Here is an 18,426-nt window from a genome sequence, read left to right on the forward strand (position 1 = left end):
TTATGATTTTACATAACGGGTAAACAGCAGTATATCCTGCAGCAAGGAGGCCTAAGATGATAATCATTCTTTATTTAAGCGTTGCATTAATCGCTGTAGCATTTCTTGTCTTAGTGATCTATTTGTCTAAAACATTAAAGTCACTGCAGCTGACATTAAAACATGTCGCATCCACGCTAGAAGGGCTGGAGGGACAAATGAAAGGCATTACCACTGAAACTGCCGAGCTTTTACATAAGACCAACCGCTTGGCTGAAGACATTCAGGAAAAGTCAGAAAAGCTGAACACGGTCGTTCATGCTGTTCAAGGGGTGGGAACCTCTGTACAGCAGTTCAATACATCAATGAAGCAGGCGGCAGGTTCTGTATCGGCATCAGTGAGAGAAAACCAAGATAAAATCAATCAGGTTGTTACCTGGAGCCAAGCAGCGATGGAAATTTGGGAGAAGTGGAAGCAAAAGAAAAAATCAGCTCTTTAAGAGAGAAAAACACTTTGAGGAGGAATAATGATGAGCAAAGATGGAATTAATAGTAAAGATTTTTTAATCGGTACTTTAATCGGAGGAATCATCGGAGCCACCACTGCGCTTTTCCTAGCACCTAAATCTGGGAAAGAACTTCGCGACGATCTCGGAAATCAAGCTGTCGCTCTGCGGGATAAAACAGATAAAATGACGGCAGACGCAAAAGAAAAAGGCACTCAATATGTCAGCATTGCAAAAGACAAAACATCTAACATCACGCAGCTTGTTGCAGATCAGTCAGGACAAATCATGAACAAGGTCAAAGATTTAAGAGACCGTTCAAATTCTGCCAATACCGAGTCATCAGCTGCTATGCAAGATATGAAAAACGAAGCGAAGCAGGCGGCTGACGAAGCAAAAGATCAAGTCCTCCAAACGAAAGAAGACGTAAAAGACGAGCTGAAAGATGCACAAAAACAGGCCGAGCACATCAACCGCTGAGCCCGGAAGGAGCAGACTTGACTAATGGCAAAACAGCTTATCCAATCTGAGGAAGAGTTTAAACGTATTGCAGAAAAGGAAGGCACTTTCTTGTTTTTTAAGCACAGCTTAACATGCCCGATCAGCCAAGCCGCATTTCACGAATTTGATGCCTTTGCAAATCAGCATGAAGAAGTGCCGGCTTACTATCTGCAAGTACAAGAGGCACGGCCTCTGTCAAATTTCATCGCAGAAACATACGGAGTCAAGCACGAAAGCCCTCAAGTTTTCGTGATCCAAAACGGTGAAGTAAAGTGGCATACCTCACATTCACAAATTACAGAAGCGGCGATTGAGCAGCATCTGTCCTAGAAAAAAAGCGTCCAGATATGATCTGGCGCTTTTTTTTTTGAAAAAACTATTGATCATTTTCGTCACATCATGTACGATAGCATCATACATTACTTTATCACTTAAAAGCGTTTGGGTAATAAAGTAGACTTTTTTAAAAATTTTGTATTTCAGTATTTCCATTTGGTTTTACTTATAGTAAGATGCATGTTAACTACAAAATAAAAAATGAATGTGCAGGGAAAGGATGAAAAAAATGAGCAACACAGAGTTAGAGCTTCTAAGGCAGCAGGCAGACGAATTAAACTTGCAAATTTTAAAATTAATCAACCAGCGCGGAAATGTTGTGAAAGAGATCGGTAAAGCGAAAGAAGCGCAGGGTGTTAATCGCTTTGATCCTGTCAGAGAACGTACAATGTTAAATAAAATCATTGAAAACAATGACGGACCGTTCGAAAATTCTACGATCCAGCACATTTTTAAAGAAATCTTTAAAGCAGGTTTAGAGCTTCAGGAGGAAGACCACAGCAAAGCGTTGCTTGTTTCCCGCAAGAAAAAACCTGAAGATACAATTGTTGATATCAAAGGTGAAAAAGTCGGAGATGGCCAGCAAAGATTTATCGTCGGACCATGTGCGGTTGAGAGCTATGAGCAGGTGGCAGAAGTGGCTGCGGCTGCTAAAAAACAAGGGATTAAAATTCTTCGCGGAGGAGCTTTTAAGCCTCGTACGAGCCCATACGATTTCCAGGGCCTCGGTGTAGAAGGACTTCAAATCTTAAAACGTGTAGCGGACGAATTTGATCTGGCTGTTATCAGCGAAATCGTAACTCCGGCTCATATTGAAGAAGCGCTTGATTATATTGATGTAATTCAGATCGGTGCGCGTAATATGCAGAACTTTGAATTGCTCAAAGCTGCAGGTTCCGTGAAAAAACCTGTCCTGCTGAAACGCGGACTTGCTGCAACGATCTCGGAATTCATCAATGCAGCTGAATACATTATGGCACAAGGCAATGATCAAATTATTCTTTGTGAGCGCGGTATCAGAACATACGAAACAGCGACGAGAAATACGCTCGATATTTCAGCTGTGCCAATTCTGAAACAGGAAACACATTTGCCGGTCTTTGTTGATGTGACACATTCAACAGGACGCCGTGACCTCCTTCTTCCGACAGCTAAAGCCGCTTTAGCGATCGGTGCTGACGGCGTTATGGCAGAGGTTCACCCTGATCCATCAGTCGCACTTTCTGACTCTGCTCAGCAAATGGCAATCCCTGAATTTGAAAAATGGCTGAATGAACTGAAACCAATGGTGAAAGTCAACGCCTAATGGAATGAGATCAATACAAAAGGCCGCATATGCGGCCTTTTTTTGCGCTTTCTCGTTTATTTAATTATAAAACTCAAGTATACGTTTTCATCATCTATAAAAACGTGTATAATTTCATGAGAAGTAATTAAATTTGATGAATAATGAAAAATAATGTAGACTACTGACTTACGCTTACAAATCATAAACGACATAAATTCGGACATTATGACATTTCTCTACATAAAGTGTTTATGCTATAGATAAGGATAAGTGTATCCAGTAAAAGGAGTGGTTTTAGGATGAGCAATATTACGATCTACGATGTAGCGAGAGAAGCTAATGTAAGCATGGCGACCGTTTCCCGTGTCGTGAACGGTAACCCGAATGTAAAACCGACAACGAGAAAAAAAGTCTTGGAAGCCATTGACCGTCTCGGCTACCGTCCAAACGCGGTGGCAAGAGGGCTTGCAAGCAAAAAAACAACAACTGTAGGTGTCATCATTCCTGATATCTCAAGCATTTTCTATTCAGAGCTTGCGCGAGGAATTGAAGATATCGCGACAATGTATAAATATAATATCATTTTGAGCAACTCTGACCAAAACTTGGAGAAAGAGCTGCACTTATTAAACACAATGCTCGGCAAACAGGTCGACGGCATCGTATTTATGGGCGGAAACATTACGGACGAGCATGTAGCGGAATTTAAGCGTTCCCCAGTGCCGATTGTGCTTGCCGCTTCTGTTGAGGAGCAAGGTGAAACACCATCAGTCGCCATTGATTACGAGCAGGCGATTTATGACGCGGTGAAGCTTTTGGTTGATAAGGGGCACACTGATATTGCATTTGTTTCTGGCCCGATGACAGAACCGATCAACCGCTCAAAGAAACTGCAAGGCTACAAACGGGCGCTTGAAGAGGCGAATCTTCCGTTTAATGAACAATTTGTCGCTGAAGGTGATTACACGTATGATTCCGGACTTGAGGCGCTTCAGCATCTCATGAGCCTGGACAAAAAGCCGACAGCGATTCTTTCTGCAACTGATGAAATGGCGCTCGGCATTATACATGCCGCACAGGATCAAGGCTTGTCCATTCCTGAGGATCTCGACATTATCGGCTTTGATAATACGAGATTAAGCTTGATGGTTCGACCGCAGCTTTCAACAGTAGTTCAGCCGACATATGATATTGGCGCGGTTGCGATGAGACTGCTGACAAAGCTCATGAATAAAGAGCCGGTGGAAGAGCATATTGTCGAATTGCCGCATCGTATAGAGTTAAGACAGTCAACCAAGTCATAAGAAAAACAAGAAAGCAAGCTTCACCTCTAAGGTGAATTCTTGCTTTTTTCGTATGAGTGAGGAGAAATGATGAAACGTTTTGATTATCTTACACCTGTTGGTTTTGTGTTAGGAACGATTATTATTGTAATTGGAATTATTTCCGGATCGGGAGTAAGCGGTTTCCGCTCTTTTCTAGATCTGACTTCTTTCTTTATCGTAACAGGAGGGCTTTGCGCCGCGGTTTTTATCAGTTTTCCGCCGAGGGAGCTGAAAAAAACGCCAACTGTGTTAAAGCAGGCATTTATCCGCCAGGAAGACAATGTAAAGGACCTTGTGAAAACCTTCGTTTCCCTTTCCGACCATGCGCGAAAACATGGGCTTTTATCATTGGATGACCAGACTAGAGAAATCAGAGACCCATTCTTGAAAAAAGGGCTGCTTCTGGCGGTTGACGGCTGGGATGAAGAAACGATTCGGCTTGTCATGGATTCAGAAATTGCAGCAATGGAGGAACGGCACCGCAAAGGGCGCCGCGTTTTTGAAAAAGCGGGAGAATTCGCTCCGGCATGGGGCATGATCGGGACACTAGTCGGGCTGGTGCTGATGCTCAAAAATTTAAATGACCCTGATATGCTTGGACCCAATATGGCCGTTGCACTTTTGACGACCTTATACGGTTCATTGCTGGCAAACATGGTATTTAATCCGATTGCGGCCAAGCTTGAAGAAAAAACAGAAAGTGAAATCTTCATCAAACAGGTAATGGTGGAAGGCATTATCGGGATACAATCCGGAAAAAATCCGCGCAATCTGGAAAGCCAGCTCGTCGTTTTCAGCTCTCGGGAAGAATGGCGGAAGCAGCCTAATCAAGTCAAGACAAAAAAGGGATCTGTACATGAAGCTTAGAAGAGAGCGCTTTGAACGAAGGAATGGAAACAGGAAAAACAATCAGTCATCCTCCGGCTGGATGGTAACCTTTACAGATTTGATTACGCTGATTCTTGTGTTCTTTATTTTACTTTTTTCGATGTCGCAGATTGATCTGCAAAAATTTAAAGCAGCGGTGAACTCGATCCAAAAGGATGGCAGCGGGCTTCAGCCAGACCAAACAGCCATCGATCAAAAAGAAACGCCGTCAGCCGATGCGAAAAAGCAAGAGAATCAGCAGGATCAACTGCTGCAAAAAGTAAATGCATACATTCAAAAGCATCAGCTAAAGTCAAAAATGACAGCAAAGCGGGATGAACGCGGGGTCGTGCTCGTTCTTCAGGAAGCGGTGCTATTTGATTCGGGTGAGGCTGACGTGTTGAATAATGCCGAAACGCTTCTTCACCAAATTGCAGTTCTTCTTCAGACTATTCCAAATGATATTCAGGTGGAGGGCCATACAGACAGCCGAAATATCTCAACGTACAGGTATCCGTCCAACTGGGAGCTATCCGCAGCACGGGCAAGCGGGGTCATTCAATACTTCACATCAAAAGAGGAACTCCCGTCGAAACGGTTTATCGCTGTTGGATATGCGGATACAAAGCCTGTAAAAGATAACAAAACAAATGAGCATATGAAGGAAAACCGGCGTGTGGAAATCGTCATCAAAAAATAAAAAACGACCTCTTCGTGAAGGTCGTTTTTTTATTTTGTTTTTTCCTGGCGCTCTGATCGTATCGAATATAACGCTTTGCTGACTGTTTGGGCATTTTTTTCTGTAATTTCTGGCTTGCGTGGAATCGGCGGATATAAATCGGCGGGATCGCTCCAGCTGGACGGAAGGGTGACTGGGCATTGCTTTTGCCATTTTGCGATCCATTCAGGTGGTATGTCATGTCCCGGATCGATTCCTTTCATTTCAAGCCATACTCGGGCCCAGGCACGGGGCACCACTCGCCAAATATCATATCCGCCTCCTCCGACGGCGATCCATCTTCCGCCGCAATATTGATGCGCTAGTGCGTGAGCAAGCCGCGGAATTTCATTGTAAATGGAAATCGTTGCCGACAAATGAGTCAGCGGATCGTAGTAATGGGCATCAGCGCCATTTTGGCTGATAATCACATCCGGCTGAAAATAAGCGGCGATTTCTGAAGCTGCTGTCTGGTAGGCTTCAATAAATGAATCATCCTCCGTAAAAGCATCAAGCGGGATATTAAAGGAATATCCGTAGCCTTTTCCGCTGCCTTTTTCCTGAATCTGACCGGTTCCGGGGAATAAATACCGTCCCGTTTCATGAATAGACAGGGTGCATACGTTGGGGTTATCATAAAATGCAAATTGCACACCGTCTCCGTGATGGGCGTCCGTATCAATATACAGCACCCTGGCTTGATATTTTTTCTGAATATATTGAATCGCTACAGCGCTGTCGTTGTATATGCAAAATCCTGAAGCCCTTCCACGAAACCCATGGTGCAAGCCTCCCCCAAGGTTGGCAGCATGCAGTGCTTGCCCTGACATGACATAATCCGCAGCCGTTAAGGTGCCGCCGACTAATAGTGAGGCCGCTTCATGCATGCCTGCAAAGACAGGTGTATCTTCCGTACCGAGCCCATAGCTTTCCCCTTCTTCGGCTGGAAGTTTTCCGGCGCCGGCAAGCTTTACTGCCTGGATATAATCGTCCGTATGAACGAGAGCCAGCTCATCTTCCGCCGCAAGCCGCGGACTGACGATATCTCCCTCGTCAAAGGCATCCATTAATTTGAGCAAATCATATGTCAGGAGAACACGCTGCTGGTTAAAGGGGTGCTCCTGGTGAAACATATAGGTCTGATAAGAGGGAGAATAAATGAACACACTATCCCTCATAGCTGATCCCTATGCTCTGACGGCCATACGATGAGATGCCCGTTTTTTTGCAATTCCTGCAAAAACGGCAGCGGATTCATCGTCTTGACACGGAATACAAGCACCTTTGCGCCGGAATCGTCATGAGGATAGACAAGAACGCTCAGTATTTTTACCTGAAGTCTTTGGCAGAGGCTGCTGATATCGGCGAGGCTTTTTGTGATGTCATTTACTTTTATCTCAATCTGCGATCCGGGCTGGTCAGCGCCTGTCAGCTTTACAAAAGTCCGCAGCAAATCGGTTTTTGTCAGAATGCCGATTAATTTTTGATGGTGCACGACAGGAAGGCAGCCAATGCCATGCTCGTAGAAGACTGCTGATATTTCTTCAACAAAATCAAGCGGATGGGCGCATACTACGTCTTTTTTCATAATTGATTCAACGCTTCGTGTGAGAAAACGGCTGCGTTTGCTTTCTTCAAAAATGCTGGGCTGGCCTGTTTCATATCTCTGTCTGTAATCATCCCAATTACATGGCGGTCTTCGTTAATAACAGGCAAATGCCTGATATGAAATTCTTTCAGCTTGTGTATTGCCGTTTCAAGCGTATCCGTTTTCGTTAATGTGATGACATCCTTTTTCATGATTTGCTCAACAATCATTATCTTTTCCCCTTTGTCTGTGTCAGTTAATACATATAACGATGATAAAAACGGAGCCTGTCAAATTGTTCAATTGATTCCTGGCTGACGTTTTTTCCGATGCGCGCCATCAGGCAGTTCGCAGGATGGGAGCTGATTTCGGGCTCGTCGGTTGCAAACCAGACCAATCCGCCTGCGTTCATCATTTTCTCCATGATCTTTCTGTACTCCCACACATCTTTTTTCATCCCTTTTAAATCCCAATGCCAGTAGTACTCTGTCGTCATCACAATGTAGTTCTCCATTTGTTCGTCCATCATGCTGACGGTCAGAAGCGTTTTTCCGACAGAACATCCCCGGTATGCCGGCGCCACCTCAATGGCTCCGAGCTCAAGCAAATCCTCCATATTTCCTTCTGACCACCTTTCGAGCGGATCAGGGTATAAATACGTCACATAGCCGACAATGGTTTGGCCGTCTCTGGCAATGATAATGCGTCCCTCAGGAAGGCCAGCAATATCGACTAATGCTTCATGCTGTTCCCGGGGCGGCCGAAATGCGGTCAAATCCTTATGAAACTCATAACCTGCCAATTCCTCTGGAGAGACAGGGCCTTCTATCAGTAAGGAGCCGGTTGCTGTTTTGATGTTTGCAGAGTAATATGTTTTATGATGTTCCACTGATTCACCGTCCCATCAATTTCTATAAAAAATACATGCCTCCTTTAAGAATAACAAAATATAAAGCGTTTTCAACATGGTTTATATTTTAAAAATTGAGAAGAATATGAATATATACTATAATAAATGTGACAACTTCAGCAAAGGGGGATGTTTGGACATGAATTTGAAAGCGTTGCCAGCGATAGAGGGGGATCATAATTTAAAAAACTATGAAGAAACGTATCGGCAATTTGATTGGTCCGAAGCAGAGAAACATTTCTCTTGGCATAAGACAGGGAAATTGAATGCGGCTTATGAAACGATAGACCGTCATGCCGAATCTTTTCGAAAAAACAAAGTTGCGCTTTATTATAAGGACGCAAAACGGGATGAAAAATACACATTTAAAGAAATGAAAGAAGAAACAAACAGAGCCGGGAATGTGCTGAGACGGTATGGAAATGTGGAAAAAGGGGACCGCGTTTTTATTTTTATGCCGAGATCACCCGAGCTTTATTTTATTATGCTAGGTGCCATCAAAATCGGCGCAATCGCCGGGCCGTTATTTGAAGCGTTTATGGAGGGGGCTGTTAAGGACCGGCTTCAAAACAGCGAGGCAAAGGTTGTTGTCACGACGCCTGAGCTTTTGGAAAGGATTCCGGTTGAAAAGCTCCCTGATTTACAGCGTATATTCATAGTCGGCGGCCAGGCTGAAAAGAGCGGAGCAAACATCATTCATTATGATGAAGTGGCTAAGCATGAGAGCACAAGACTGGACATTGAATGGATGGACAAAAAAGACGGCTATTTGCTTCACTATACATCAGGATCTACGGGTACGCCAAAGGGTGTGCTTCATGTCCATGAGGCAATGGTTCAGCAGTATCAGACAGGAAAATGGGTCCTTGATTTAAAGGAAGAGGACATTTATTGGTGCACGGCCGACCCAGGCTGGGTGACTGGAACGGTGTACGGGATTTTTGCGCCGTGGCTGAACGGAGCGACAAATGTGATTGTCGGCGGACGATTCAGCCCGGAAAGCTGGTATGGCACGATTGAGCAGCTTGGCGTAAACGTCTGGTACAGCGCGCCGACTGCCTTTCGAATGCTGATGGGAGCCGGAGATGATATGGCTGCCAAATATGATCTGACTTCACTCCGCCATGTGCTGAGTGTCGGTGAACCTTTAAATCCGGAAGTGATCAGATGGGGGCATAAAGTCTTTAACCAACGGATTCATGATACATGGTGGATGACAGAAACGGGCGGACAGCTGATCTGCAACTATCCTTGCATGAATATAAAACCAGGCTCGATGGGAAAACCGATTCCCGGTGTAGAAGCAGCAATCGTTGACAATCAGGGGAACGAGCTTCCGCCGTATCGAATGGGGAACCTCGCCATCAAAAAGGGCTGGCCATCTATGATGCACACGATTTGGAACAACCCTGAAAAATACGAATCTTATTTTATGCCGGGCGGATGGTATGTGTCGGGCGATTCTGCCTACATGGATGATGAAGGGTACTTTTGGTTCCAAGGCAGAGTGGACGATGTCATCATGACCTCCGGTGAGCGCGTCGGGCCATTTGAAGTGGAAAGCAAGCTTGTCGAACATCCGGCAATTGCGGAGGCGGGGGTCATTGGTAAACCTGATCCGGTGCGCGGGGAGATCATTAAAGCCTTTATCGCTCTCAGAGAAGGGTTTGAGCCGTCTGATAAACTGAAGGAAGAAATCCGTCAATTTGTCAAACAAGGTCTTGCAGCCCATGCTGCTCCGCGTGAAATTGAATTTAAGGATAAGCTTCCAAAAACACGGAGCGGTAAGATCATGAGACGTGTGCTGAAGGCGTGGGAACTGAATCTTCCGGCCGGAGACCTGTCAACGATGGAGGATTAAAAGGCGCCGTTGACACGGGATTTTATTTATGTTAAAAATGATATAGCTTCATATGAAAAGGTAAAGATTGAGACAAGTAGAATATCCTTACGTTCCAGAGAGCTGATGGCCGGTGAAAATCAGCACAGACGGATATATCGAATACACTCATGAACCGCTTTTGCAAACAAAGCCGCTCAGGCTTTCAGTAGTGAAAGAACGGACCTGATCCGTTATCAGGCAAAGTGATAAGAGCAAAAAGCTGTATGTATGCTCTTATTAGTAGGGTGGTACCGCGATAATCAATCGTCCCTTCGTTTACACGAAGGGGCGTTTTTATTTTATTAAAAAAGGAGCCTTATCTCATGACAAACTTACTTGAAGACTTATCCTTCCGCGGATTGATTCAGCAAATGACGGATGAAGAAGGACTGAACAAACAGCTGAACGAAGAAAAAATCCGCCTGTACTCAGGCTTTGATCCGACAGCGGACAGCTTGCATATCGGGCACCTGCTGCCAATTTTAACACTCCGCCGTTTTCAGCTTGCGGGGCACCATCCGATTGCGCTTGTGGGCGGCGCGACGGGTTTAATCGGCGATCCGAGCGGAAAAAAAGCAGAGCGTACGTTAAACACGGCTGATATCGTTGTCGAATGGTCGCAAAAAATCAAACATCAGCTTTCAAGATTTCTTGATTTTGATTCAGCAGAAAACCCGGCTGTTATGGCAAACAACTACGACTGGATCGGAAACATGAATGTGATCGACTTCCTTCGTGACGTCGGCAAAAACTTCGGCATCAATTACATGCTGGCAAAAGATACAGTCAGCTCCAGAATCGAATCCGGCATCTCTTACACAGAATTCAGCTACATGATTCTTCAATCTTATGATTTCTTAAACCTGTACAGAGAGAAAAACTGTAAGCTGCAAATCGGCGGAAGCGATCAATGGGGCAACATCACAGCTGGCCTTGAGCTGATCAGAAAATCTGAAGAAGAAGGAGCAAAAGCGTTTGGTCTTACCATTCCGCTTGTAACGAAAGCGGACGGCACAAAATTCGGAAAAACCGAAGGCGGCGCAATTTGGCTAGATAAAGAAAAAACGTCTCCATATGAATTCTACCAATTCTGGATCAATACAGATGACCGTGATGTTGTGAAATACTTAAAATATTTTACGTTCCTTTCAAAAGAAGAAATCGAAGAATACGCTGAAAAAACTGAAACAGCGCCTGAAAAGCGTGAAGCGCAAAAACGCCTAGCAGAAGAAGTGACAGCGCTCGTTCACGGACGCGAGGCACTGGAGCAAGCGATTAATATTTCCCAAGCATTGTTCAGCGGCAATATTAAAGAGCTTTCTGCCCAAGACGTAAAAATCGGTTTTAAAGATGTGCCTTCTCTCGAAAAAGACAGCGCTGAAGAACTGTCACTCGTAGATGTGCTGGTTGAATCGAAACTGTCACCGTCTAAACGACAAGCCCGTGAAGATATTAAAAACGGAGCCGTTTACATTAACGGTGAACGCCAGATAGAAATTGACTATATCTTATCTGCTGAAGACCGCATTGAAGATCAGTTTACTGTGCTTCGCCGCGGAAAGAAAAAATACTTCCTTGTCACGTATAAATAAGAAAAAAACATCCTTTGCTTAATTGGCAAAGGATGTTTTTGGTTTAGTGCATAGGAATTTGAGGGAAAGAGTATATTAGATAGGGCAAACACGACCATTCACCACCTTTTCAATAGGAGGGAAAGCTCACCGTGAATCTCATGTGTACGATCGCCAAAGAAAGAATGCAGCGGGATTATTGGGAGCAGCAGGCCAAAGAAAGTGTTGTCCAGCAGGAAACGGTAGAAGAAGCAGACGAAAAAAACCCCCCGACCGCATAGCGGCAGGGGGTTTTTAAACGATTAACGAGAGTAGAACTCAACGATAAGCGCTTCGTTAATTTCCGGAGCAAGTTCAGAACGCTCTGGAAGACGAGTGAATGTACCTTCAAGCTTTTCAGCATCGAAAGTAAGGTATTCAGGAACGAAGTTGTTTACTTCAACTGATTCTTTGATGATTGAAAGGTTTCTTGATTTTTCGCGAACACCGATTGTTTGACCAGCTTTTACTTGGTAAGACGGGATGTCAACGCGGCTTCCGTCTACAGTAATGTGACCGTGGTTAACCAATTGGCGAGCTTGACGGCGAGTACGCGCTAAACCTAGCTTGTACACAACGTTATCAAGACGGGAATCTAAAAGAATCATGAAGTTTTCACCGTGTTTACCAGCTAGTTTGCCAGCTTTGTCAAACAGTGTGCGGAATTGACGTTCGTTTACACCGTACATGTGACGAAGCTTTTGCTTTTCTTGCAATTGCAAACCGTATTCTGATAATTTTTTACGTTGTCCTGGGCCGTGTGGACCTGGAGCGTAAGGGCGTTTTTCTAATTCTTTTCCTGTTCCGCTAAGAGAGATTCCTAGACGGCGGGACAGTTTCCAAGATGGACCTGTATAGCGAGCCATAATGTGACTCCTCCTTTGGTTTTATTTTGTGGAAAATAAAAACCGTCTGTTCTATTCGACCATGCACATTTTGTTTTCATGTATCCTCGCTCCAGCAGCAGAGAGTTACACGATACACCTTATTGATAAGGAACAAAATGAAAACATAGAAGCTGAACAAAAAGGCTGCAATATTTCACACAAAGGTCATTATATAATTTATTTGTTTTGAAGTCAACCATTCGTTCATTATTGCTTCGCTGTTGTGATATAATAAACAAAAATTAGTGGTAAACTTTTTAGGTGATAAAACATGATAGAAGAAACAAAAGATCAATTACCCGCCTTTCGTTATCATATGCTCGATTTTTTATTAGCCAAATCTGAAAAGGTCTCATTCACCGACTCTCTTTTATGGCTGACTTCGGCTATTCAAACATATTTTCCATCACTTTGCGTATCCCTTTTACCTTCTCCATCTGATCACATGGCACAAATGGCACAGGAGGAAGTGCATTTTTCCGCATTGAAAATAAATGCCTCATTTTTTGTTATTGAAGATCATGTCTCCGGCAGGAGCTTTCATTTAACATGCAGGCAGGACGGAGTGTTTCCGGAAGAGCTTCCGGATTTGATTTCTTCTTTTTTGAATCAGTCAATGAAACAGGAAAGACTTTATATCAAAACAGTCTATCAAAAAAAGATATACAAGATGACCGAACTGTTCCATTCGCTGCTCGATCAGACGGAAGTGCTGAAGAAGCTTCTTGAAAGCTTACACACCACGTTTCCTCTGTTTCAATTTTCTCTGTTTATTTCCCATGATCAGGACCAATGTTTAGGTGTTCCTGCAACAGAGCTGTATATGGAAGGGGAGGATGCCGATTCCTTTGCGCTTAAAGTCTATCTATCCGGGGACATTTTGCGGAAAAATGAAACGACCGCTTACATTCCAATTAAAGGGCAGCAGGGAACGTACGGCGTTCTGATGGCAGATGGGGCGGGAGACAGCCCCCTTACCGACGCGTACCTTGATGAAATGTCACTGATAGCAAATGCGGCGGGAAAGGCGTTTGAAAATGCCCAGCTCTATGAACAATCCAAAACAAGTATTGCAAACTTGGAATTAATTAATGAAACAACGCGCCGTCTTAACCAGCGGCTGACGCTGACGGATACGATGAACGATCTTGCTGTGAGAATGGCTGAATCATTTCATGCTGAAGAAGTGGGTTTTTTCCATATTGACCATTTTGAACAGCAGACACTGCTTCCCGGGAGCACAGCATTTTTTAAAGAAACGAAGTCGTCTGATATATATAATGAAATAAAGGAAAAACTGTACGAAGGAGAAAAGGGTGTTTTTATCGGAAATGGACAGTCTGTTTTCGGAAAAGCCGGATACGGTTCGCTTATGGCTGTTCCGATGATTGAGAATGACCGGCTCCTGGGATTTGCCGTTTTGCTGAAAAAGGAAATGTACGCTTTTACCTTTGAAATGTACAAGCTGTTCCAAGCGCTGATTCATCACGCCACGCTGGCTGTGACCAATTCGATGCTTCGCGACCGCCTTGAGCATCTTGTGAAAACGGATCAGCTGACAGAGCTGTATTCAAGAGTCTATTTAGATGAAAAAATCCAATACAGCATGAAAATTCATCAAAAAGGCGTGTTTATTCTTGTTGATATTGATAATTTTAAAAATGTAAATGATACGTACGGACATCAGACAGGGGACGAGATTTTAATACAGGTCGCTTCTGTCATCAAAAGCAATATCCGAAAACATGATGTTGGCGCACGCTGGGGGGGCGAGGAGCTGGCGGTTTACCTTCCGAATGTGACAGTAGCCGTCGGGAAACGGATTACCGAAAGGCTTGTTTGTGCAGTGAGAAAAAGCACAAAGCCTGAGGTGACGATTTCATGCGGGATCTCTTGCTGGGATTCAGCATCGAAAAAGTCCTTGAAGGAACTTGTTCACGAGGCCGACGAAGCGCTTTACACCGCAAAACGCAGCGGGAAAAACCGTTTGATGATTCACGAGTCGATAAAAAAATGAAAAAAGCCCAAAGCGCTACATGTTTTGGGCTTTTGTTGTATGCATTACACTAAAGCTTTTTCAAGGGTTTTTACAAATTGTGAAAGATACTTTTCATCGATCTCATCAAATCGGTTCTTGACAGGGCTGTCAATGTCCAAGACGCCGACTAGGTTCCCGTCTACATGAATCGGAAGCACAATTTCTGATTGAGATGCTGCATCACAGGCAATATGTCCCGGAAATGCGTTTACATCTGCAACTCGCTCCACTTTTCCGTTTGCGTATGCTGTTCCGCAAACGCCTTTACCGAAAGGAATACGGACACATGCCGGCAGACCTTGAAACGGCCCTAACACAAGCTGTCCTTCCCCTTCCTTAGCAAAATAGAAACCGGCCCAGTTGACCTCAGGCAATGAATGATAAAGCAGTGCTGACGCATTTGCGTAGTTTGCAATTTGATCTGTTTCATCTTCTGTTATGGCTTCGAGCTGTTTTAGAAGAAGCTGATAGTCTTTTTCTTTATCTCCGGATTGTTGTTCGACATGAAACATGGAAAACCCTCACTTTTTCTATAATATAAAACAAAATCCCGGCTTTTCTGCCGGCATTTGTCGATAAGTTCTTACAGGAACAGCCGGTCTTCTCCTTGAATTTGTAACAAGAGGAAGGAGTGAGCCGGTATGAAAGTAAGCACCAAAGACAAAATTATTGAATCTGCTGTCATGCTCTTTAACCAAAAAGGATTTTCTGGCACATCTGTCCGTGAAATCGCAAAGTCAGCTGATGTAAATGTTGCGCACATCTCCTACTATTTTAAAGGCAAAGGAGGCTTGATGGAACACTTAGTTTCAGAGTTTTACGAAGGCTACAATAAAACACTTGAAACAGCGGCAGGCAACATTTCTTTTCAAAGCACGCAGGAACAGCTTCTCCAATTGGTTTTCGATATTTTATCCTATCAGCATAACAATCGTCAATTAACTCGGTTTGTCTACCGGGAAGTCACCATTGATTCGACTTTAATAAGAGAGATTATGTCGACGTACCTGATGAAGGAAAAGTATATCTTCCAGCTGATTATTGAGGAAGGAGAAAAACAGCGAGAACATTTAACGCTGCCGCTGCCTCATTTTATTCTTCAATTAAAATCTCTCTTGATGATGCCCTATCTCCAGCCTCAATACATTTCAGAAGTGCTCTATATGCAGCCGCACGAGCCGTACTTTTATAAAATGTATTTTGAAGAAATCAAGATTTGGATCAGAAGCGTATTCCGGACAGGAGACATGCGGTCACAAATTAGCGCAGTTCAGTAAACTTCACATACGCGTATCCGACATCACCCGCTTGATGGGCATCAGACCCGAACACAAGCGGGATATTTTTTTGCTTCGCCGCCTCAATCATCCAGTCCTCCAGATAAATATCCCCCGCGTATGTTTTTCTTAGACCTGATGTATTAAAGTCAAGTTCCATGCCATTTTCCTCGACAGCGTTCAGGCACTCAGAAACAAGTCTGCGAATATGATCGGACATTTTATAAGGAAACAGCCTGATGAATTTTTTGACGAGTGTGATGTGACCGACTCTTTTTGGCTTATAGGTGCCGAGAGATGCTACAATAGAAGAATAAATGCTGCGGTAATACAGTTCATATACAGCTTCGATGCTTCCGCACTCTGAGATCAGCTCTTTAAATGTATGCTCATCATAGTCGAGGCACAGATAGGACGAGCCCGTGCGCAAAAAATGAACGGATAAGATGCTGTCATCTAAAAATGGGCCGTATGCATCCAGAAACGATTTGATTTCACCTTCGTATTCAGCGATATAGTCGACCTCGAGCCCGGTCCGTATGTCAAGCTGTCCGCGATATTCTCTTTTTAAACCGGAAATTTCATTAATATAGTGTTCCAAAGAGGCTTGCGCCATCGCGCTGTCTTTTTGCGGTGTCGGGTCGGTAAAAGAGGGAGGCAAAGGAGCGTGCTCTGTAAACGTAATCGATTGAAAGCCTTTTTTTATCGCTTCCTCCGCATATTGCCTGAGTGTGTCTGTTGTTCCGTGAGGGCAAAATGGTGTGTGAATATGTCCGTCTCGCTTTAGCATTGGTGTCACCCCGTGAAAAAATAGTCAAATCCTGCCGATTTTGCACAAAAAGTTTTTGATTTCTGCTCAAAAAATGTTGGTTACATGGTATCATAATAACAATGAAAACGACAGTTTTTCTCAATACATATCCTGAAATCTTTCTGAATAAATAAAACACCCTGACAGATTAAGGTTAACAGCAAGGGGGCTCATTATGGAGTTTGTCATTGGATTATTAATTGTACTGCTCGCGCTGTTTGCAGCGGGCTACTTTTTCAGGAAAAAAATCTACACGGAAATTGATCGTTTGGAATCTTGGAAGATTGAAATTCTCAATCGATCGATAGTGGAAGAAATGTCCAAAATTAAACATCTGAAAATGACGGGGCAGACAGAAGAGTTCTTTGAGAAATGGCGTGAAGAATGGGATGAGATTGTCACTGCCCATATGCCGAAAGTTGAAGAGCTCCTTTATGATGCCGAAGAATGCGCGGACAAATACCGGTTTAAAAAAGCCAATCAAGTGCTCGTTCATATCGACGATCTCCTGACAGCGGCGGAATCGAACATTGAAAAGATACTCCGGGAAATTAGCAATCTCGTCACAAGTGAAGAAAAGAGCCGCGAAGAGATTGAACAAGTAAGAGAACGCTACTCAAAGTCCCGAAAAAACCTGCTGGCATACAGCCACCTTTACGGAGAGCTTTATGACAGCCTTGAAGCAGATCTTGACGAGATCTGGAGCGGGATCAAACAGTTTGAAGAAGAGACAGAGGGCGGGAACTACATTACTGCAAGAAAAGTTCTCCTTGAGCAGGATCGCAATCTTGAAAGGCTTCAGTCGTACATAGATGATGTGCCGAAACTGTTAGCCGACTGCAAGCAGACGTTGCCGGGCCAGATTGCAAAGCTCAAAGACGGATATCGCGAAATGAAAGAGAAAGGGTATAAGCTTGAGCATATCCAGATTGATAAGGAACTGGAAAACCTGTCAAATCAGCTGAAACGGGCAGAACATGTTTTGATGACTGAGCTGGATATTGATGAAGCCTCTGCCATACTGCAGCTCATAGACGAAAATATTCAATCTGTTTACCAGCAGCTCGAGGGTGAAGTTGAAGCAGGCCAATCTGTGTTAAGCAAAATGCCTGAGCTGATCATTGCTTACGATAAGCTGAAAGAAGAGAAGGAGCAGACAAAGGCGGAAACTGAACTGGTGAAGGAAAGCTATAGACTGACAGCAGGTGAGCTAGGCAAACAGCAGGCCTTTGAAAAGCGCATTGATGAAGTCGGTAAGCTGCTTGCGTCAGTAAAAGATAAGCTGGATGCAGAGCATGTCGCCTACTCTCTTTTAGTTGAAGAGGTCGCATCAATTGAGAAGCAAATTGAAGAAGTGAAAAAAGACCATGCGGATTATCGTGAAAAGCTGCAGGCTCTTAGAAAAGAAGAACTGCAGGCGAGAGAGACGCTCAGCAATCTGAAAAAAACCATTTCTGAAACTGCAAGACTGCTGAAGATAAGCAACATCCCGGGCATCCCGAGCCATATTCAAGAGATGCTGGAAAACGCGCATCATCACATTCAAGAGACGGTCAATCAATTAAACGAAATTCCTTTAAATATGGAAGAAGCCGGAGCCCATCTGCAAGAAGCGGAAGATATCGTGAACAGGGCAAGCCGGGAATCAGAGGAATTGGTAGAGCAGGTTATGCTGATTGAAAAAATCATTCAGTTCGGAAACCGATTCAGAAGCCAGAACCATATTTTATCTGAACAGCTGAAAGAAGCGGAAAGACGGTTTTACGCTTATGATTATGAACAGTCCTATGAAATTGCGGCTGCAGCTGTAGAGAAAGCTGCGCCAGGCGCTGTAAAAAAAATAAAAGCTGATTTATCCGCTTAACATTCAGATCGTAAAAAGAGCCCGCAGTTGATGAGCGGG

18 protein-coding genes, 1 pseudogene and 1 other annotated feature are annotated in these 18,426 nt (G+C 43.9%); of the genes and pseudogenes, 13 read left to right on the forward strand and 6 right to left on the reverse strand.

Translation table 11 applies throughout. The features are described 5' to 3' along the window. The first annotated feature begins 56 nt into the window (after positions 1-56). The 7 genes from NST16_RS03315 to motS all read left to right on the forward strand — a co-directional run bounded on the left by NST16_RS03315 (position 57) and on the right by motS (position 5,502). Positions 57-479: a DUF948 domain-containing protein gene (locus tag NST16_RS03315; RefSeq protein WP_148962358.1), complete on the forward strand. Its 423-nt coding sequence runs from the start codon at positions 57-59 to the stop codon at positions 477-479. Positions 480-509: 30 nt separating this feature from the next. Continuing rightward, the gene (locus tag NST16_RS03320; protein WP_010331507.1) at positions 510-965 is read left to right on the forward strand and encodes a YtxH domain-containing protein; all 456 of its coding nucleotides are present in this window, start codon (positions 510-512) and stop codon (positions 963-965) included. A gap of 24 nt (positions 966-989) precedes the next feature. Next, positions 990-1,316, forward strand: a complete 327-nt coding sequence (gene ytxJ / locus NST16_RS03325) for a bacillithiol system redox-active protein YtxJ (RefSeq protein WP_010331506.1) — start codon at positions 990-992, stop codon at positions 1,314-1,316. A 235-nt stretch (positions 1,317-1,551) separates the two neighbouring features. Further along, on the forward strand, positions 1,552-2,628 hold the full coding sequence (locus NST16_RS03330; protein ID WP_024122514.1) for a bifunctional 3-deoxy-7-phosphoheptulonate synthase/chorismate mutase: 1,077 nt from the start codon (positions 1,552-1,554) through the stop codon (positions 2,626-2,628). Positions 2,629-2,909: 281 nt separating this feature from the next. Next, positions 2,910-3,914 (forward strand): catabolite control protein A, encoded by a 1,005-nt coding sequence (gene ccpA / locus NST16_RS03335; RefSeq protein WP_024122513.1) that lies wholly within the window; start codon positions 2,910-2,912, stop codon positions 3,912-3,914. A 69-nt stretch (positions 3,915-3,983) separates the two neighbouring features. Then, positions 3,984-4,802, forward strand: coding sequence for a flagellar motor protein MotP (gene motP / locus NST16_RS03340; RefSeq protein ID WP_168748534.1), 819 nt, complete (start codon positions 3,984-3,986; stop codon positions 4,800-4,802). After that, entirely contained in the window at positions 4,792-5,502 is a 711-nt protein-coding gene (gene motS / locus NST16_RS03345) for a flagellar motor protein MotS (protein WP_268448342.1), read from the forward strand. The genes motP and motS overlap by 11 nt, the downstream gene beginning before the upstream one ends. Positions 5,503-5,531: 29 nt before the next feature. On the opposite strand, the gene NST16_RS03350 is transcribed toward motS, so the two are convergent. The 3 genes and pseudogenes from NST16_RS03350 to acuA all read right to left on the reverse strand — a co-directional run bounded on the left by NST16_RS03350 (position 5,532) and on the right by acuA (position 7,997). Continuing rightward, a complete protein-coding gene (locus tag NST16_RS03350) occupies positions 5,532-6,698 on the reverse strand; it encodes an acetoin utilization protein AcuC (RefSeq protein WP_268448341.1) in 1,167 nt (388 codons plus the stop codon). Further along, positions 6,695-7,338: pseudogene (locus NST16_RS03355) on the reverse strand (acetoin utilization AcuB family protein). The gene NST16_RS03350 and the pseudogene NST16_RS03355 overlap by 4 nt, the downstream one beginning before the upstream one ends. A gap of 26 nt (positions 7,339-7,364) precedes the next feature. Then, entirely contained in the window at positions 7,365-7,997 is a 633-nt protein-coding gene (gene acuA, locus NST16_RS03360; protein WP_340883905.1) for an acetoin utilization protein acetyltransferase AcuA, read from the reverse strand. A 160-nt stretch (positions 7,998-8,157) separates the two neighbouring features. Between acuA and acsA the strand changes: the two genes are divergently transcribed. The 3 genes from acsA to sr7p all read left to right on the forward strand — a co-directional run bounded on the left by acsA (position 8,158) and on the right by sr7p (position 11,752). Continuing rightward, positions 8,158-9,879: an acetate--CoA ligase gene (gene acsA / locus NST16_RS03365; RefSeq protein ID WP_268448338.1), complete on the forward strand. Its 1,722-nt coding sequence runs from the start codon at positions 8,158-8,160 to the stop codon at positions 9,877-9,879. A gap of 54 nt (positions 9,880-9,933) precedes the next feature. Further along, positions 9,934-10,175: a binding site (T-box leader), on the forward strand. 48 nt (positions 10,176-10,223) lie between these two features. Further along, entirely contained in the window at positions 10,224-11,492 is a 1,269-nt protein-coding gene (gene tyrS, locus NST16_RS03370; RefSeq protein WP_340883908.1) for a tyrosine--tRNA ligase, read from the forward strand. A 131-nt stretch (positions 11,493-11,623) separates the two neighbouring features. After that, positions 11,624-11,752, forward strand: a complete 129-nt coding sequence (sr7p, locus tag NST16_RS03375; protein ID WP_268448336.1) for a small protein SR7P — start codon at positions 11,624-11,626, stop codon at positions 11,750-11,752. 21 nt (positions 11,753-11,773) lie between these two features. Here the strand turns inward: sr7p and rpsD are convergent, their stop codons facing one another. After that, positions 11,774-12,376, reverse strand: a complete 603-nt coding sequence (gene rpsD / locus NST16_RS03380; RefSeq protein WP_010335313.1) for a 30S ribosomal protein S4 — start codon at positions 12,374-12,376, stop codon at positions 11,774-11,776. A 292-nt stretch (positions 12,377-12,668) separates the two neighbouring features. On the opposite strand from rpsD, the gene NST16_RS03385 reads away from it, so the two are divergent. After that, positions 12,669-14,414: a diguanylate cyclase domain-containing protein gene (locus NST16_RS03385; protein WP_340883914.1), complete on the forward strand. Its 1,746-nt coding sequence runs from the start codon at positions 12,669-12,671 to the stop codon at positions 14,412-14,414. Between the two features lie 44 nt (positions 14,415-14,458). On the opposite strand, the gene NST16_RS03390 is transcribed toward NST16_RS03385, so the two are convergent. Next, complete coding sequence (locus NST16_RS03390; RefSeq protein ID WP_168748526.1) at positions 14,459-14,947, reverse strand: GAF domain-containing protein; 489 nt, start codon at positions 14,945-14,947, stop codon at positions 14,459-14,461. A gap of 129 nt (positions 14,948-15,076) precedes the next feature. Here NST16_RS03390 and refZ point away from each other — a divergent pair, with 129 nt between their 5' ends. Further along, the gene (gene refZ, locus NST16_RS03395; protein ID WP_010335311.1) at positions 15,077-15,712 is read left to right on the forward strand and encodes a transcriptional regulator RefZ; all 636 of its coding nucleotides are present in this window, start codon (positions 15,077-15,079) and stop codon (positions 15,710-15,712) included. Here the strand turns inward: refZ and hisJ are convergent. Further along, positions 15,696-16,502: a histidinol-phosphatase HisJ gene (gene hisJ / locus NST16_RS03400; protein ID WP_229146489.1), complete on the reverse strand. Its 807-nt coding sequence runs from the start codon at positions 16,500-16,502 to the stop codon at positions 15,696-15,698. The two genes, refZ and hisJ, sit on opposite strands and share 17 nt — an antisense overlap. A gap of 196 nt (positions 16,503-16,698) precedes the next feature. On the opposite strand from hisJ, the gene ezrA reads away from it, so the two are divergent. Then, positions 16,699-18,387, forward strand: coding sequence for a septation ring formation regulator EzrA (ezrA, locus tag NST16_RS03405; RefSeq protein WP_010335309.1), 1,689 nt, complete (start codon positions 16,699-16,701; stop codon positions 18,385-18,387). The last annotated feature ends 39 nt before the right edge of the window (positions 18,388-18,426 follow it).

The organism is Bacillus sp. FSL K6-1005 (assembly GCF_038000225.1).
GTDB classification, from domain to species: Bacteria; Bacillota; Bacilli; order Bacillales; family Bacillaceae; genus Bacillus; species Bacillus mojavensis.

What these genes read in the sequence shown, in the direction of transcription:
- NST16_RS03330 (WP_024122514.1), top strand. Translation starts at nt 1,552, where the DNA reads ATGAGCAACACAGAGTTAGAGCTTCTAAGGCAGCAGGCAGACGAATTA.
- ytxJ (WP_010331506.1), top strand. Translation starts at nt 990, where the DNA reads ATGGCAAAACAGCTTATCCAATCTGAGGAAGAGTTTAAACGTATTGCA.
- hisJ (WP_229146489.1), bottom strand. Translation starts at nt 16,502, where the DNA reads ATGCTAAAGCGAGACGGACATATTCACACACCATTTTGCCCTCACGGA.
- motP (WP_168748534.1), top strand. Translation starts at nt 3,984, where the DNA reads ATGAAACGTTTTGATTATCTTACACCTGTTGGTTTTGTGTTAGGAACG.
- motS (WP_268448342.1), top strand. Translation starts at nt 4,792, where the DNA reads ATGAAGCTTAGAAGAGAGCGCTTTGAACGAAGGAATGGAAACAGGAAA.
- ezrA (WP_010335309.1), top strand. Translation starts at nt 16,699, where the DNA reads ATGGAGTTTGTCATTGGATTATTAATTGTACTGCTCGCGCTGTTTGCA.
- ccpA (WP_024122513.1), top strand. Translation starts at nt 2,910, where the DNA reads ATGAGCAATATTACGATCTACGATGTAGCGAGAGAAGCTAATGTAAGC.
- acsA (WP_268448338.1), top strand. Translation starts at nt 8,158, where the DNA reads ATGAATTTGAAAGCGTTGCCAGCGATAGAGGGGGATCATAATTTAAAA.
- NST16_RS03350 (WP_268448341.1), bottom strand. Translation starts at nt 6,698, where the DNA reads ATGAGGGATAGTGTGTTCATTTATTCTCCCTCTTATCAGACCTATATG.
- NST16_RS03315 (WP_148962358.1), top strand. Translation starts at nt 57, where the DNA reads ATGATAATCATTCTTTATTTAAGCGTTGCATTAATCGCTGTAGCATTT.
- NST16_RS03320 (WP_010331507.1), top strand. Translation starts at nt 510, where the DNA reads ATGAGCAAAGATGGAATTAATAGTAAAGATTTTTTAATCGGTACTTTA.
- NST16_RS03390 (WP_168748526.1), bottom strand. Translation starts at nt 14,947, where the DNA reads ATGTTTCATGTCGAACAACAATCCGGAGATAAAGAAAAAGACTATCAG.
- tyrS (WP_340883908.1), top strand. Translation starts at nt 10,224, where the DNA reads ATGACAAACTTACTTGAAGACTTATCCTTCCGCGGATTGATTCAGCAA.
- rpsD (WP_010335313.1), bottom strand. Translation starts at nt 12,376, where the DNA reads ATGGCTCGCTATACAGGTCCATCTTGGAAACTGTCCCGCCGTCTAGGA.
- NST16_RS03385 (WP_340883914.1), top strand. Translation starts at nt 12,669, where the DNA reads ATGATAGAAGAAACAAAAGATCAATTACCCGCCTTTCGTTATCATATG.
- refZ (WP_010335311.1), top strand. Translation starts at nt 15,077, where the DNA reads ATGAAAGTAAGCACCAAAGACAAAATTATTGAATCTGCTGTCATGCTC.